This is a genomic window from Marinitenerispora sediminis (genome assembly GCF_003336425.1).
Taxonomy (GTDB): Bacteria; Actinomycetota; Actinomycetes; order Streptosporangiales; family Streptosporangiaceae; genus Marinitenerispora; species Marinitenerispora sediminis.
The window spans coordinates 1-13,922 of the sequence record NZ_QEIO01000141.1 but is presented as its reverse complement, the minus strand read 5'-3'; the positions used below and the strand labels follow the sequence as shown (position 1 = coordinate 13,922).

The 13,922-nt window shown below is 71.2% G+C and carries 15 protein-coding genes, 1 tRNA gene and 1 rRNA gene; 10 read left to right on the top strand and 7 right to left on the bottom strand.

The annotated features are described in order from the left end of the window. From rrf to DEF28_RS21685, 3 genes are all read left to right on the top strand, one after another. Positions 1–89: ribosomal RNA gene (gene rrf / locus DEF28_RS21695) — 5S ribosomal RNA — on the top strand; the annotation flags it as partial. A 205-nt stretch (positions 90–294) separates the two neighbouring features. Next, positions 295–840, top strand: coding sequence for a MarR family winged helix-turn-helix transcriptional regulator (locus tag DEF28_RS21690; protein ID WP_114433322.1), 546 nt, complete (start codon positions 295–297; stop codon positions 838–840). After that, the gene (locus DEF28_RS21685) at positions 830–1,681 is read left to right on the top strand and encodes an EamA family transporter (RefSeq protein WP_114396839.1); all 852 of its coding nucleotides are present in this window, start codon (positions 830–832) and stop codon (positions 1,679–1,681) included. Before DEF28_RS21690 ends, DEF28_RS21685 begins: the two co-directional genes overlap by 11 nt. A 118-nt stretch (positions 1,682–1,799) precedes the next feature. On the opposite strand, the gene DEF28_RS21680 is transcribed toward DEF28_RS21685, so the two are convergent. Both DEF28_RS21680 and DEF28_RS21675 read right to left on the bottom strand, forming a co-directional pair. Further along, a complete protein-coding gene (locus DEF28_RS21680) occupies positions 1,800–2,333 on the bottom strand; it encodes a GNAT family N-acetyltransferase (RefSeq protein ID WP_114396840.1) in 534 nt (177 codons plus the stop codon). A gap of 412 nt (positions 2,334–2,745) precedes the next feature. Next, positions 2,746–3,054: a hypothetical protein gene (locus DEF28_RS21675; RefSeq protein ID WP_114396841.1), complete on the bottom strand. Its 309-nt coding sequence runs from the start codon at positions 3,052–3,054 to the stop codon at positions 2,746–2,748. A 706-nt stretch (positions 3,055–3,760) separates the two neighbouring features. Between DEF28_RS21675 and DEF28_RS21670 the strand changes: the two genes are divergently transcribed. After that, positions 3,761–4,594 carry a helix-turn-helix domain-containing protein gene (locus tag DEF28_RS21670; RefSeq protein WP_114396842.1) on the top strand — a complete coding sequence of 278 codons (834 nt, stop codon included), beginning with the start codon at positions 3,761–3,763 and terminating at the stop codon, positions 4,592–4,594. Between the two features lie 205 nt (positions 4,595–4,799). Here the strand turns inward: DEF28_RS21670 and ftsH are convergent, their stop codons facing one another. Then, positions 4,800–6,836, bottom strand: a complete 2,037-nt coding sequence (gene ftsH, locus DEF28_RS21665; RefSeq protein WP_114396843.1) for an ATP-dependent zinc metalloprotease FtsH — start codon at positions 6,834–6,836, stop codon at positions 4,800–4,802. A 382-nt stretch (positions 6,837–7,218) separates the two neighbouring features. Here ftsH and DEF28_RS28535 point away from each other — a divergent pair, with 382 nt between their 5' ends. The 3 genes from DEF28_RS28535 to DEF28_RS27315 all read left to right on the top strand — a co-directional run bounded on the left by DEF28_RS28535 (position 7,219) and on the right by DEF28_RS27315 (position 7,885). Next, a complete protein-coding gene (locus tag DEF28_RS28535) occupies positions 7,219–7,341 on the top strand; it encodes a DLW-39 family protein (protein WP_220270034.1) in 123 nt (40 codons plus the stop codon). A 204-nt stretch (positions 7,342–7,545) separates the two neighbouring features. Further along, positions 7,546–7,621, top strand: a tRNA-Ala gene (locus tag DEF28_RS21660). A gap of 27 nt (positions 7,622–7,648) precedes the next feature. Then, a complete protein-coding gene (locus DEF28_RS27315) occupies positions 7,649–7,885 on the top strand; it encodes a hypothetical protein (protein WP_147280075.1) in 237 nt (78 codons plus the stop codon). A 36-nt stretch (positions 7,886–7,921) separates the two neighbouring features. On the opposite strand, the gene gap is transcribed toward DEF28_RS27315, so the two are convergent. The 3 genes from gap to DEF28_RS21640 form a co-directional block, all read right to left on the bottom strand. Further along, the gene (gap, locus tag DEF28_RS21650) at positions 7,922–8,917 is read right to left on the bottom strand and encodes a type I glyceraldehyde-3-phosphate dehydrogenase (RefSeq protein WP_114396845.1); all 996 of its coding nucleotides are present in this window, start codon (positions 8,915–8,917) and stop codon (positions 7,922–7,924) included. A 25-nt stretch (positions 8,918–8,942) separates the two neighbouring features. Next, on the bottom strand, positions 8,943–9,521 hold the full coding sequence (locus DEF28_RS21645; protein WP_114396846.1) for a TetR/AcrR family transcriptional regulator: 579 nt from the start codon (positions 9,519–9,521) through the stop codon (positions 8,943–8,945). A gap of 367 nt (positions 9,522–9,888) precedes the next feature. After that, positions 9,889–10,383 carry a YciE/YciF ferroxidase family protein gene (locus tag DEF28_RS21640; protein ID WP_114396847.1) on the bottom strand — a complete coding sequence of 165 codons (495 nt, stop codon included), beginning with the start codon at positions 10,381–10,383 and terminating at the stop codon, positions 9,889–9,891. A gap of 320 nt (positions 10,384–10,703) precedes the next feature. Here DEF28_RS21640 and DEF28_RS21635 point away from each other — a divergent pair, with 320 nt between their 5' ends. Beyond that, the gene (locus DEF28_RS21635; protein WP_233515463.1) at positions 10,704–11,357 is read left to right on the top strand and encodes a DUF1707 and DUF4870 domain-containing protein; all 654 of its coding nucleotides are present in this window, start codon (positions 10,704–10,706) and stop codon (positions 11,355–11,357) included. Between the two features lie 99 nt (positions 11,358–11,456). Here the strand turns inward: DEF28_RS21635 and DEF28_RS21630 are convergent, their stop codons facing one another. Then, positions 11,457–12,017 (bottom strand): hypothetical protein, encoded by a 561-nt coding sequence (locus DEF28_RS21630; protein WP_114396849.1) that lies wholly within the window; start codon positions 12,015–12,017, stop codon positions 11,457–11,459. A 264-nt stretch (positions 12,018–12,281) separates the two neighbouring features. Between DEF28_RS21630 and DEF28_RS21625 the strand changes: the two genes are divergently transcribed. Both DEF28_RS21625 and DEF28_RS21620 read left to right on the top strand, forming a co-directional pair. Continuing rightward, positions 12,282–12,809, top strand: coding sequence for a peptidylprolyl isomerase (locus DEF28_RS21625; RefSeq protein WP_114396850.1), 528 nt, complete (start codon positions 12,282–12,284; stop codon positions 12,807–12,809). Positions 12,810–12,820: 11 nt separating this feature from the next. After that, the gene (locus tag DEF28_RS21620) at positions 12,821–13,693 is read left to right on the top strand and encodes a rhomboid family intramembrane serine protease (RefSeq protein WP_181874234.1); all 873 of its coding nucleotides are present in this window, start codon (positions 12,821–12,823) and stop codon (positions 13,691–13,693) included. Positions 13,694–13,922: the final 229 nt, after the last annotated feature.

The window sequence follows — 13,922 nt, the reverse complement described above, 5'->3', positions numbered from 1 at the left end:
ATACCCGGTCCCATTTCGAACCCGGTCGTTAAGCTTCTCAGCGCCGATGGTACTGCCCTGTTGGGTGGGAGAGTAGGTCGCCGCCGAACATCTTTTTTTTGGGGGGTCGCCCTTTGGGGCGGCCCCTCTTTTTTGTTGTTGTGGTTACTGCTGCTGGCCGACAATGCGGCCCGGAAGAGAGTCCCCGATCGGGTGGCCCTAGACCTGGCCGGCCGGGCATGGCCGGCCGCCGTCCACGCGTCAGCGGCCGTAGCTGACCTTGTGCCGTCGCGTCGTGGCTGTTATGCATGAGTCATGCATGATACGCGTCGAATCGCGAACCTGCTCGGAGCGGCGTCGTTGGCGTTCAGCGACCTGATGCTCGCCGGAGTGACCGCGGTCGCCGGGACCAGCACGAGCGGAGCGGCCGCCCTGGTCGTGCTCGCCCATGCTCCCGGGCTGAGCGTGACCGAACTCGGGCGGCGCGTCGGGCTGAGTCAGCCGGCGGCCGCCCGCATGGTGGACGCCCTGGAGCGTGACGGCCTGGTGCGCCGGGAGCGCGGCTGGGGACGCTGGGTGGCGGTCCTGCCTACCGAGCTCGGCCGCCGGGCCGCGGACGATTTGCTGGCTTCCCGGGGTGGGGCACTCGCCGCGGCGGTCGAGCGGCTGGAGGAGCCCGAACGCGGCGAGCTGGAGCGGTTGCTTGCCAAGCTGCTCGACGGGCTGTACACGAAGCCGGGCGACGCCGAGCACCTGTGCCGGCTTTGCGACCGGGCTGCCTGCCTGGCACAGGGGTCCGTCTGCCCGGTCGGGCAGGCCGACCGCGACCATCGGGCGCGGGAGACCCCCGATGACGGGTGAGGGGGCGGCGCTGCTCGCCGCGGTGTGCTTCGGTGTCACCGACGTCCTCGCGGGCCTGCTGGCGCGGCGGGCGTCCGGAGCGGTGGTCGCCCTGTACGGTCAGCTCGCGGGGACGGCCGTGGTCCTTCTCCTCGCGTCGCGGGTGGCGGCCCCCGGTGTCGGTCCGGAGGCGCTCGCCTGGGGAGCGCTGTCCGGCGTGGGCACGGGCCTGGGCGCGGCGGCGCTGTTCCTGGCCATGGGAGTCGGGCGGTTCAGCGTCGTGGTACCGCTCAGCGTCGTGGCCGGAGTCGCGCTCCCGGTGCTCGTCGACGTCCTGCTGCTGGGGAACTCCCCCGGACCGCTCGCTTGGACGGGAATGGCAGCCGCGGTGCCGGCGCTCTGGCTGGTGACCCGCACCCGCGACGGTGCTGCGGGTGCCGCCAACGGCGCTGTCGCGACCGGTGCCCCGCTCGCGTTGGTCTCGGGTGCGGCCTTCGCGGTGCAGTACGGCGCTCTCGCCCAGGCGGACCCCGCCGCCGGGCTGTGGCCGGTGGCCGCCAACCGAGTGGCCTCGGTGCTGGCCATCCTGCCGCTGGTCGCCCGTCGGCCGGCGCGGGCGAGGGTGTCCGTGGGCACCGCCGCGGCCGCGGCGGCGACCGGGGCTGTCAGCCTGGCAGCGATCACCGCCTTCACGCTGGCCGGCCGGGCGGAACCGCTGTCCGTGGTGGTGGTGCTCACCTCGATGTACCCGGTGGTGCCGGTGGTGGTCGGATTCGCCGTGCTGGGCGAGCGGCCGACCCGCGGGCAGGCCGCCGGCCTCATCTGCGCGGCGACCTCGGTCGCGCTGATCACCTTGTCGTGATCCGGCGGACGGGTGGGCGGCGGGCGGTGTCGACCCAGCGAGGTGTCGACATATCCGTACGTCGATTACTCGGGAAAACGACGGCCCGAAACGCCGCGGTGCCGGTGTCGAGCACCGGTCACACCTGCTCCTCCATGGCGTCGACCCCGATCGCGCACTGGAACAGCCGGGTGTCGATCCACCGGCCGTGCTTGCGGCCGACGCGGCGCAGCCGGCCGACCTCGGTGAACCCGTGCCGCAGGTGCAGGGCCGCCGATGACTCCGTACCGCTGTCGGCGATCACCGCGACGACCTGGTGGACGCCGCACCGCGCGCACTCTTCGAGCAGTTCCGCCAGTAGCCGGCCGCCGAGTCCGCGCCCGGTGCGGTCGGGGGCCAGGTAGACGGAGTTCTCCACCGTGTGGCGGTACGCGGGCTTGGGTTTCCACGGGGCCGCGTAGGCGTAGCCGACGACCGCGCCGTCGAGTTCGGCGACCAGGAAAGGGAGTCCGCGGCGGGTCAGGTCGGCGGCTCGCTCCTGCCAGTCCCGCGGTGTCGGCGGAACCTCGTCGAAGGTCACCCGGGTGTGGAGGACGTAGTGCCGGTAGATCCCGGCGACGGCGGCTAGGTCCTCCGTCCGCACGGCGCGCACCCGTACGCACGCCTGTGGCATGGGCTCCCCCGCTTCGCGTCAAATGCTGGCATCGCGAACCTATCGGACCGGCGGTCCAGCCGCTCCACCTGTGGGGTCGTTCCTCCGGGCGCCGGACGTGGGACGTCACGCGGGGGGCGTCCGCCGCTGGATGACGAGAGGGGCGGTCACTCCTCCTCGGAGTCCGCCCCCACCGGTGTTTCCATCAACTGGCGCACCAGCGCCATGAACTCTTCGTCGCTCATCGCGGCCCAGTCCACACGCTCGTTCATGTTGAGCGGTTTCCCCAGGTTCAAGATCGATAAGCGTGATCGTGTGCCAGTTACGCCGTAATTCTGGGTAAATTCGGCGTTTCGTCGGGTACGCGGGCCGGGAGCGCCCGATCGGCGCGCCGCGGCCCGGTCCGGCCACCGGTCGGCTCGCGAGGTGCCGGTCAGATCCGCCGGTTCACAGCGGCCCGGCACTGGGGGCACCGGCAGCGCTTGTTGTAGCCGGTGACCGTGCCGTGCGGCAGGTCGGGATCGCGCTCGGCGGTGAGCGTCGCGTCGAGCTGGTCGCCGAACGCGCTGAGGATGCGCGCCGTGGCGAACACCCGCTGCACACTCACGTCGAGGTCGCGTGCGGCGTCCTCGATGTGGATTCCCATGCGCAGCTTCGCGATCAGCCGTGACCGCGTCGACGGCGGGAGCTCCTCCTGCGCGGTCGCGATCAGCTGCTCGGCGTCGTCTATGGGGTAGCTCATTAAGTTCCTATGTGTATAGGGGGCCGTACCCCCGGTAATCCACCCGCATAGTACGCGGTCCGGGTCCCTCGGTCGCCACCAGCCCGCTCCGGGGCGTGCCGCGCTGGGCGGCGGACACGCCGTTGTCGCCATGTCGCTTTACCGATACGGAGACGGCCGGGGACGGAATCGCGCGAACCGTTTCCCGTGGTCGGTGGTGCTGGAGGTGCGGGCGGTGTCGCGACCGCGGGCGCTCGCTGGCGCCGCGGCCCACCGGAACCTCCGGTCCCCTGGCCCTCTCCGGCACCATCCGGCGCGGAAGCCGAGGGACGAGCGCACGATACCACCTGGTCATCGGCACCGCGCCGCCTCCACCGCCCGCCGCCGGGCGCTCCGTGCGGAGCCGCGCCCGCGCGGGCCGACCCCGCCGGGGCGCGGAGGCGCCCCGGGCCCGGCTCCGGCGGGCGGTCGGTGGTTCCGGACCGAATCGGCCAGCAGGTTTTTACGGCATTCCCGCCGGCGGCCGAATGTGGAACCGCGGCCGCTGCCATCCGCAACGGGAATTGCGTCCCGCCACACCTGTCACGCTGTGGAACGACGCACGACGTTGAGGAATGAAGAAAACCCGCGAATTGCCGTCCAATTCCTAGAAACTCATTGCTAGAGGCTAGGTCGAGTGCTTCTCTAGACGACAAGACCAGCGCCCAGCGTGTACGGATACAACGCCATGACCAGTCCCACCGTCCGTCGCCGCCGTCTCTCCGCCGAGCTGCGTCGGCGGCGGGTGGAAGCGGGAATGACACTCAGCGATGTCGCCGACGTGCTCGAATGGTCGCCGGCGAAACTCGGCCATATCGAGACCGGTATCCGCAAATGGCCATCGGTCATGGAGGTCTCCGCTCTGCTCCGACTCTACGGAGTCACCGGGGGCCAGCGCGAGGCGATCCTCACCATGGTGCGGGAGTCGCGGCTCCGGCCGTGGTGGACCGAGTACGAGGACGTGCTCTCCTCCGCCTACGTCGGCAACGAGGCCGGGGCGGTAGCCATCGACACCTACGCCGGGATACTCGTCCCCGACCTCCTCCAGGTACCCGAGTACACCGCGATGCTCGCCCGCTCCCAGGGGCGCGACGAACGCGCGGTCGAGCGCATGGTCGCGGCCTTCCTGAAGCGGCAGGAGGTGCTCGACCGCGACAACCTGGAGCGCTACCACGCCGTGGTCGAGGAGGACGCGCTGCACCGCGTCTCCGGCGACCCGGAACTGCTGCACACCCAGCTGCGCCGGCTGGTCGAGCTCGCCGAGGACGACAACCGGGTGACCATCCAGCTGCTGCCCACCTCGGCAGGACCGCACGCCGGCTACGCGGGCCCCTTCACCGTGCTGGAGTTCGACGAGGGGGAGAGCTCGCTCGCCTTCGTGGAGTCTCCGCACGGCGGCGGCATCGTGGAGTCCGAGGACGCCGTCGCGCGGTGCCAGCTGGTCTGGCGGAACCTGGTCGACACCGCCGCCGCCGCCCGCAGCACCCTCGTGTCCCTGCGCAGGCTGGCGCTGCTCACCTAGGCCGCGCCCGCCGGTCTTCCGCGGGCGGTCGGCGCTGCCGCGCCCGCGGTCCGGTCCTGGTGTGTCCGGGGCTCGCGGCGGCTGCGTGCAGCCGCTGTGCCGTAGTGGCGTCCGGCCACACCACGGCGCCTGGGCTCGATGCCGAAGAGGGTGGGTGCTCCCCGGGGTCGCCTCCGCCGGCGCGGTTCCCGGCCGGGCCACGGCGTCAGGAGCCCTGGACCGGCGGGCCCTCGGGGTAACCCGGGGCGGCGGTCCCGGGGGCGCGGTCGCCGCCCGCGGCCGGGCCGCGCGGGGACAGGCCGGCGACGGCGTAGGCCGCGGCCTCGTCCAGGGTCTCGTGCTCCAGGAGCGCGTGGGCGAGGGCGTCCAGCCGCGCGCGGTTGCGGGACAGCAGATCCCGTGCCCGGTCGTGGCACTCCTCGATGATGCGCCGTGCCTCGGCGTCGACCGCGTCGAGGGTGCCGGGCGCGAAGTGCTGCCCGAGCGTCTCCTGGCCCGGTCCCGGCAGCACGGTCATGGGGCCGATCTCGGGGGACATGCCCCAGCGGCCCACCATCTGCCGGGCGATCGACGTGGCGTTCTCCAGGTCGCTCTCGGCGCCCGTCGTCACCACTCCGTACACCAGCTCCTCGGCCGCCATGCCGCCGAGAGCGCCCACGATCCGGCCGCGAAGGTAGCTCTCGTCGTAGCCGTAGCGGTCGCTCTCGGGCGTGGCCAGGGTCGCGCCGAGCGACCGGCCGCGCGGGATGATGGAGATCTTGCGCACCGGGTCGGCTCCGGGCTGCAGCATGCCGAGCAGCGCGTGCCCGGACTCGTGGAACGCCGTGCGCTCGCGTTCCTCCGGTGCCATGACCACCGAGCGGGCCGCACCGAGTTGGAGTTTCTCCAGCGCGTCGGTGAAGTCGGCGGTCGCCACCGCGGTGTGGTCGCGCTTGGCGGCGAGCAGCGCGGCCTCGTTGACCAGGTTGGCGAGGTCGGCGCCGGTCATTCCGGGGGTGCTGCGGGCGACGGCGCCGAGGTCGACGCCGTCGGCCAGCGGGACGCCGCGCGCGTGCACGGCCAGGATCGCCGTCCGGCCCGCGGTGTCGGGAAGGTTGACCGTGACCGTGCGGTCGAACCGGCCGGGCCGCAGCAGGGCCGGATCCAGCACGTCGGGCCGGTTGGTGGCGGCGACCACCACGACCCCCTCGGTGCCGGTGAAGCCGTCCATCTCGGTGAGGATCTGGTTGAGGGTCTGCTCCCGCTCGTCGTTGGCACCCAGCGACTGCCCGCCGCGGACCCGGCCGATGGTGTCGATCTCGTCGATGAAGATGATGGCCGGTGCGACCTTGCGGGCCTCGCCGAACAGCTCCCGGATCCGGCTGGCTCCGACGCCGACGATCATCTCGACGAACTCGGCCGCGCTCGCGGAGAAGAAGGGGACCTTGGCCTCGCCGGCCACCGCACGGGCGAGCAGGGTCTTGCCCGTGCCCGGCTGGCCGGTGAGGAGGACCCCCTTGGGCAGCTTCGCGCCCAGTCGGCGGTACCGGTCCGGTTCCCGCAGGTAGTCGACGACCTCGACAAGTTCGTCCTTGACCTCCGGCATGCCGGCGACGTCGTCGAAGGTGACCCGGATGTCGGCGGTCTCGATCGGCCGGGCTGCCCGGCTGCTGCCGATGCCGGCCAGGCCGCCCAGCCCGCCGCCCGCCATGAGGCGGCGGCCTCGGCTGATCAGGAACCACCAGAAACCGCCGAACACCAGCACCGGGAGCAGCGCCCAGAACAGGTTCGACACGAAACCCCGCTGCTGGGCGACCGGGGTGGCGCGGACGACGACGTCGTGCTTCACCATCTCCTGGTAGATACGGTCGTCGGCGAACGAGGGGCGCTGGGTGGTGAACCGCGTGTAGGTGCGGCCCTTCTCACCCGGCGTCTGCTGCGCCCGCTTCAGCGTGCCCTCGATGGAGTCTCCGGAGCTGTAGACCTCTCGAACGTTGCCGGCCGTCACCTGCTGGGTGAACACCGTGTAGGGGATCGTCGTGGTCCGCGCACCCTGGTCGGTGAGCCACGTGATCGCGAAGAAGATCAGATAGACGACGGCCAGCGTGGTGAGGAAGCGCCGCCAGTTGAACTTCGGCCGCTCGGACCCCCGGTCCTCCCGGTCCGGCGTGCCCTCGGTCCGCCACGGCCATGGCCGGTTCGGGCCACCGTCCTCCGGCCGCTTCCGTTCCCCCGGCTGCCCGGAGACATCGTTCCCGGCCATCTCCACCCCCCGCGGATCGCCGTGACCATGGTAAACACCGCGAAGCGGGAAATACCGGCGCACACGCGTGGTCGCTCCGAACCCGCGCGCGGCGGGGACCGCGCCGCCACGCGGACGCCCGCCGGGCCACCGCCCGCCGGAGCCGCTCTGCTCGAAGACGCGCGATACGGCCGCTGAGGCAGGAGAGCAGCCCCACCATGTTGCTAGGCTGCTTGGGGACAAACCCATAGAGTCTCTACCGACGCCTTCGCTCGGATGGATGCCCAGCGAGGCCCGGCCGTCGTCGGCGGCCGTGACGCTGCCTCATCCTTCGCCAGAGCCACCGCGTCGTCATATCTGACTCGCCTGAGCCATATCCGTGAATGAAGAAGGGGTCCAGACCGTGAAGAAGATCATCGTCCTGGTGCTGGTGGCCCTCGGGGCGTTCGCCATCTACCGCAAGATCCAGGCCGACCGTGCCGAGCTGGACCTGTGGACGGAAGCCACCGCCGCCAGCGACAACTAACGCCGCCAACGCAGTCGATCAGCCACGGCACGTCCCGGACGTGTCAGTGGCTGTCGGTTTTCCGGGGCTCTGCCCTCGATGTCCGAGAACGCATCCGGGCGACCGCTGACGCCTCCCGCACGCGCCGCCACGGCGCGCCTCGCAAGAGCGGTATGCTCTCTCAGGGGTCACCGACAGCGCGGGACAGCGCCGGTGACCGATCGCGGGGCCATAGCTCAGCTGGCAGAGCGCCGGTTTTGCATACCGGAGGTCAGGGGTTCGACTCCCCTTGGCTCCACCATTTGATCGAAGATCCAACCCTGCCCCCGTGATCGGTGGGCAGGGTCGCTTCGTTGTGGGCGAGGTCGATGGCCGGGTGGAGCTGGCCGGTGTGCCGCCAGAACTCAGCGTGCGGCCGGCTGGTCGGGTCCGGGATGGTCGTGATGTCCTCGACCATCCCGGAGAGCGCGTCGGTGGCTTCGGGAGGGAGCTCGATCGTGCGGTGGCACTCGGCCGTGAACTCGCCGCCACCGAGACTGACGCGCTCCTCGCTCCGGGCGTATGACAGCCCCGGCGGCCCGGCGCGTTGTGCGGGGTCGAGCTACGAGCCGACGCGTTGCGACAGTTCCACGAGGCGGTTCGAGAAGCCCCATTCGTTGTCGTACCAGGCGAAGACCTTCACCTGGTCACCGACGACTTGGGTGAGGGGTGCGTCGAAGATCGCGGAGTGGGGGTCGCCGACGATGTCTGTCGACACGAGGGGGGCTTCGGAGTAGGCGAGGTAGGGCCGCAGCTCTGGGGCTTCTGCCGCGGTACGGAAGGCTGCGTTGACCTGCTCCACGGTCGCCGGCCGCGAGAGCTTCGCGGTGAAGTCCGTGATCGACCCGACCGGCACGGGCACGCGCAGCGAGACCGCGGTCAGTTTCCCGTCGAGCTCGGGAACGATCCGTCCGATCGTTCCGGCAGCACCCGAGGAGGTCGGAATGGTGGAGAGGGCGGCGGCGCGCGCACGGCGGAGGTCGCTGTGTGGGGCGTCGTGTAGGCGCTGGTCGCTCGTGTAGGCGTGGACGGTCGTCATCAGGCCTGATTCGATCCCGAATGCCTCGTGCAGGACCTTCACCATCAGCGCGAAGCAGTTGGTCGTGCAGGACCCGTTCGAGAACACGTCACCCGTCATGTCGATGGTGTCGTCGTTGACCCCGAGTACGAGCGCGGGGACCTCGCTGTCGGCCGGAGCCGAGATGATGACTTTCCGGGCGCCGGCGACCAAGTGCTGGCGGGCGCTGGCCGAATTGGTGAACCGGCCGGTGGACTCGATGACGACATCGACGCGTTCCTCGCCCCACGGGATCCGGGCGGGTTCACGCTCTGAGGTGACACGGATGCGGGCGTCCTGGAGGACGATCACGTCGCCGTCGACGTGCACGCCGTCGAGGTGCCCGGTGATGGAGTCCCACTCCAGGAGCGTGGCCAGCGTGGTGGCGTCGGCGATGTCGTTGATGGCGACGACCTCGATGTCGGCCCCGCTCCGCAGGGCGGCGCGCAGATAGCTGCGGCCGATGCGGCCGAAGCCGTTGATTCCGATCCGAACGGTCATGGATGTGTCTCCTTTTTCGCGGCGCTCAGTGTTCGTGGCCAGCTGTGGCGTGAGCGGCGTCGAGCAGACCGATCGCTCCGCGGATCGCGGCATCCATCGGCGCCTGGTCGCCCTTCGCGCGGGCAAGTACGTAGCCGCCCTGTATGACGGCGGCCAGTGTCCGGGCGAGATCGGCCGGATCGGTTTTCGCGGGGAGCTCTTCGGCGGCGATCGCCGCGGCGATCGTTCGCTCCCAACGGCTCAGCATCGTGTCGAAGGCGTTCGCGACGATCGCGATGAGTTCCGCGTCTGTCACGACCTGTGGGTCCTGGGTCATTCGGCCCACCCTGCATCCCCGCGTTCCGGGCCGTGCCACGGAGAGGTAGCGCTTCAGCCGCTCCAGTGGTGAGCCTTCCCCCTCCAGCAGTGCGGACTCACGCGTCAAGTCTTCGATGACCGCTGACAGTGCCTCGACCGCGAGCTCGTGCTTACCGCTGAAGTGGTGGTACATGCTGCCTTGGCCCACGCCGGCGCGTGCCATCACGTCGCGCGGGCTCGTCGCCGCGTAGCCGCGTTCCCAGAGCAGCTCCGCCATCGCCTCCGTCAGCTGATCACGTGAACTCATGAAGGGAGTGTAACAACTAGTATGTACATCGGGAGCATTGGAACGCGACCGCGCCCGACCCCTCGATCGGTGAGCCGACGTCGGACCATTCGGTCTGCCGGCGGTGACACTCAGCAGGAGGAGGTGGCCCTGCGCGCGTCAGGTCGCCGGGTGGAGCGTGCCGGTATCGACTCCAGGGGCGCGGGAGATCGCGGCTGCGCGTGACCGGGCCGGTGGCTCGGCATGGCCGTCCGTGTCGTTCGCCAGTCCGTCGAGGGGGCCGGGCGCATCGGGGGCGTCCTGCTGGCGCCCGTGGGGGCGTGGCCGCTCGTGCGCCGGCCGCCCGCGGGGGATCCGCGGGCGGCCGGGGGGTCGTAGTCCTGGCCGGTCAGGCAGTGGCCAGGGCGTGCAGGCCCATGTCGTGTCCGCAGCGCTCCAGTTTGCCGGCGGTCTCCTCCTCCTGCACCAGGTTGGTCTGCAGCAGTTGCGCGCAGTCGTTGTGACCCAGGCACATGGCCTTCTCGACGAGGCCGCGGTAGGTCGCTATCTCGTAGTGCTCCACCTTGGTGGCGCCCCCGAGGACGAACATGGTGCGCACGTCGTCCGACGGCTTCTGCTTGAGGAACTCGGTCAGTTCCTTGTGGATGCCGTCGATCGCGGCGCAGCCGACCTTGTGCGGCGACGCGTCGAGCGCCTTGAAACACTGCTCCAGGTTCTTGATCTGCTCCTGGGTCTCCTTCTTGTGCTCCGCGAACATCTCCACCAGGCGGTCGTCCCGGACGTTGCTCGCCGCCTCGTCGAGCATCGTGACGATCTTCTTCTCGCCGTCGTACATCGCCGAGAGTTCGTACAGGAACAGGTCCTTCGGAGTGTCGAGCCGCATGGGTTCCCCCCTTCTCCGGTCCGGTGCCCGCTGGGCGGGCACCCTGGCACCAGCCGCCTACCCGTGCGTCCCCCTGTTACGCGACGTCGGCCCGCCTTTCGGGACGGGGATGCGGCCGACCGCGCGGCCGCTCCCCCGTCCCGAGGGCCGGCCGACGGCGGTGCGGGGCGCGGGCACGGTGCCGCCCCGGTGGGAATCAGGGTCGATTCAGGGTCACCCCCCACCCTCTCGGGCGCCGGGATCGCGCATCATAGAGAGAAGAGTGAGAAACGGCCCCGTCGGAGCGGGGCCGACTCCCGGCAACGCGGCAAGGAGTGAATGTGGCTGTGGTTGACCGAACGCCTCCGCCCTGGGGCCCGGGCGATCCCCGACTCCGCCACTCCGTCCAGCCGGCTCCCGAGCAGCTTCGGGTCACCCACGCCGACCGCGACGCCGTGGCCGACCGGCTGAAGGAGGCCTACGCCGACGGCCAGCTCGACCACGAGGAGTTCGAGGAGCGGCTCGACCTCGCCATGGGCGCGAAGACCCGCGGCGAGCTCCAGCCGCTGCTCCTGGACCTCACCTTGGAGCGGCCCTCCGGCGGCGCGGCGCCCGCGTCGCCGTTCGCCGCCGGTACCGCCGAGCCGGAGCCTGAACGGGAGGAGCGGCTCTGGGCCCTGGGCACGCACCTGTCGGGGTACCTCACCCTCGCCCTGGGGCCGCTGGTCGTACTCCTGGTGAAGGGCAACACGTCGCCGTACCTCCGGCGCCAGGCCATGGAGGCGCTGAACTACCAGCTCAACTTCCTCATCGCCTCGATCCTGCTGCCGATCATCGCTGTGCTGACCCTTGGGATCGGGCTCGTGGTGTACCTCTTCATGGCCTTCGGCTGGGCCGTGCTGCCCGCCATCGCCGGTATCGCCGGGGCCCTCGGCTACAACTGGCGCTATCCGCTCACCCTGCGCATCGTGAAGGACCGCGAGCGGCGGGTGTGACCGCCGTGCCCGGCGGCCAGCGGGCCCGCGTGGACGTGAACGCGCGAGCGGCCCGGCGGTGGTTCGCTGGGCCGCTCGCGCGCTGGCTCGGGGTGCCGGCTACTTCGCCACCCGGCCGTTGAGGTCCTGGGCGGCCTCCCCGTCGGCGGTGGCGTCCTTGGCGTCGGCGGCGAGGTCGTGGGCGGCTCCGCGCAGCCGCGCCTGCGTCTCCCTGGCCTTCGCGGCCAGCTGGTCCTTGGTCTCCCGGACCTGCTCACGGGCGTTGTGGAGGTTCTGCTGCCACTCCGCGTCCTGGGACGCCTGGCGCAGCCGCACCACGCCGTACAGCGCCGCCGCCCCGAGCGCGCCGACACCAAGCACGACCACGGCGCGCGGCACCCGCCGACCGCGGCGGATCGGAGCCGGCTCGACCTTCTGGGCAGCCGCGTTCAGGAGGTCAGCCACCCGCGGCGCGAGGGTGTCCTCGACGCGCTGGGCCGCGGTCTCCAGACGAGGCGCCGTCCAGCCACGGGCCTGGTACCAGCGCTGCGCGGCGTTGTCGCGGGCCTGGTCGGCGTACGGGCCGAGCCGCTCCGCCTGCTCGCGCGCGAACTCCTGGAGCCGGGCCAGGGCCGCCTCGGTCTCGACGCCGCCCGTCCGACGCTTCAACGTGATGCCCACGTCGACCTCCTTCGCTTTCGTGACTGCTGGGTCTCCCCTGCCCGCTCCGATCGCTCCTATGCGCGGGACGCGGGGCGCACGGATCGTCAGCCGGGCTGTCATACGTGCGTTACCTCAAGATACGTCCTTGATGTCGAGTGGCTCACTCTTTGACACGCACTGTCGGTGGCGGGGGTCGCCGCGGCGGCCGGACGGGCCGACCGCCCCGTCGGGCGGGACCGGTAACGTGGGATTGGTAAGTACACACAACGGAAAGGCACCCAGGTGTCTGACGCCAACGGTCAGCTGTTCGCTCGGCTGAACACCAACAAGGGCGCGATCGTCGTCAAGCTCTTCCCCACCGAGGCTCCGGAGACGGTGGAGAACTTCGTCGGGCTCGCCGAGGGCACGAAGCAGTGGGTCGACCCCCGCACCGGGAAGCCCAGCAGCGCCAAGCTGTACGACGGCACGATCTTCCACCGCGTCATCAAGGGCTTCATGCTGCAGGGCGGCGACCCGCTGGGCAACGGCCGCGGCGGCCCCGGGTACAGCTTCAAGGACGAGTTCCACCCGTCGCTGCGGTTCGACCGTCCCTACCTGCTGGCCATGGCCAACGCCGGAGCCAACACCAACGGCTCGCAGTTCTTCATCACCGTCGGGGCGACGGACTGGCTGAACGACAAGCACACGATCTTCGGTGAGGTGACGGAGGGCCGCGAGGTCGTCGACGCCATCTCCCAGGTGGCCACCAACCCGTCGGACCGTCCGCTGGAGGACGTGGTCATCGAGTCCGTGACGATCGAACGGCGGTAACCGGACCGACCATGAGCGCCTCCCCGCCGCCCCTCCAGCCGGAGCGCGAGACCTCCGAGGTCCCGACCTGCTTCCGGCACCCGGACCGTGAGACCTATGTCCGGTGCTCCCGCTGCGACCGGCCGATCTGCCCCGACTGCATGCGTGAGGCGGCTGTCGGATTCCACTGCGTCGAGTGCGTCGCCGCGGGCAACCGAGGCGTGCGGGAGGCGCGCACCACGTTCGGGGGGCGGCTGCCGAGCCGCCCCTATGTCACCTGGGTCCTGATCGGCCTCATCGGGGCCGGCTTCGTGGTACAGCAGATCGCCCCCGCCGTCACCCAGCAGTTCGGCATGTGGGGCGTCGGCGTGGCGCTCTACGGCCAGTGGTACCGGCTGCTGACCGCCGCGTTCCTGCACGGCGGCATCACGCACCTGCTGTTCAACGGCTTCGCGATGTACGTCGTGGGGCCGCAGCTGGAACGCTGGCTCGGCCACGGCCGCTACCTCACGCTGTGGCTGCTGAGCGCGGTCGGCGGGTCGGTGCTCAGCTACCTGGTGGACCCCGGGCAGCTCTCGGTGGGCGCGTCGGGGGCCATCTTCGGACTGTTCGGCGCCATCCTCGTGGTCGGCCGCCGGCTCCGGCTCGACACCCGGTTCATCGTCGGCCTGCTGGTGGTCAACCTGCTGATCACCTTCCTGGTCCCGGGCATCTCGTGGACGGCCCACATCGGCGGCCTAGTGACCGGGCTCGCGCTGGGCGCCACCTACGCCTACCTCCCGCGCGGTGCGGGCCGGGCGGACGGCGGCCAGACCCGCACCATCGTGCACGCCGCCGTGAGCGCCGGATACGCCGTGCTGCTGGCGGCGGTCGCCGCGATCGGGACCTTCCTGCTCCTGGGCTGATCGCCCGACGGCCGAGGGCTGGTCGGCCGTCCGCCGCTCCCGCGCCGGCGCCCGTCAGGGGTGCCGGCCGCGGTCTGTTCCGGCTCCGGTCCGCCTCCACTGGACGCGGCGGCGGACGCTCCATCCGCCCGGGCGAACCACGACGGAGGCCGGGGCCCGGCGCGGCCGTGCACCGGTCGGATGGCGGGGCACGCGCTCCGGAGCGAGGGGGGACGGGACGGTGGGGGCC

Bases quoted from the DNA above. Each gene is read 5' to 3' on its own strand.
- DEF28_RS21690 (WP_114433322.1), top strand. From the start codon at position 295: ATGCATGATACGCGTCGAATCGCGAACCTGCTCGGAGCGGCGTCGTTG.
- DEF28_RS21685 (WP_114396839.1), top strand. From the start codon at position 830: ATGACGGGTGAGGGGGCGGCGCTGCTCGCCGCGGTGTGCTTCGGTGTC.
- DEF28_RS21680 (WP_114396840.1), bottom strand. From the start codon at position 2,333: ATGCCACAGGCGTGCGTACGGGTGCGCGCCGTGCGGACGGAGGACCTA.
- DEF28_RS21675 (WP_114396841.1), bottom strand. From the start codon at position 3,054: ATGAGCTACCCCATAGACGACGCCGAGCAGCTGATCGCGACCGCGCAG.
- DEF28_RS21670 (WP_114396842.1), top strand. From the start codon at position 3,761: ATGACCAGTCCCACCGTCCGTCGCCGCCGTCTCTCCGCCGAGCTGCGT.
- ftsH (WP_114396843.1), bottom strand. From the start codon at position 6,836: ATGGCCGGGAACGATGTCTCCGGGCAGCCGGGGGAACGGAAGCGGCCG.
- gap (WP_114396845.1), bottom strand. From the start codon at position 8,917: ATGACCGTTCGGATCGGAATCAACGGCTTCGGCCGCATCGGCCGCAGC.
- DEF28_RS21645 (WP_114396846.1), bottom strand. From the start codon at position 9,521: ATGAGTTCACGTGATCAGCTGACGGAGGCGATGGCGGAGCTGCTCTGG.
- DEF28_RS21640 (WP_114396847.1), bottom strand. From the start codon at position 10,383: ATGCGGCTCGACACTCCGAAGGACCTGTTCCTGTACGAACTCTCGGCG.
- DEF28_RS21620 (WP_181874234.1), top strand. From the start codon at position 12,821: ATGAGCGCCTCCCCGCCGCCCCTCCAGCCGGAGCGCGAGACCTCCGAG.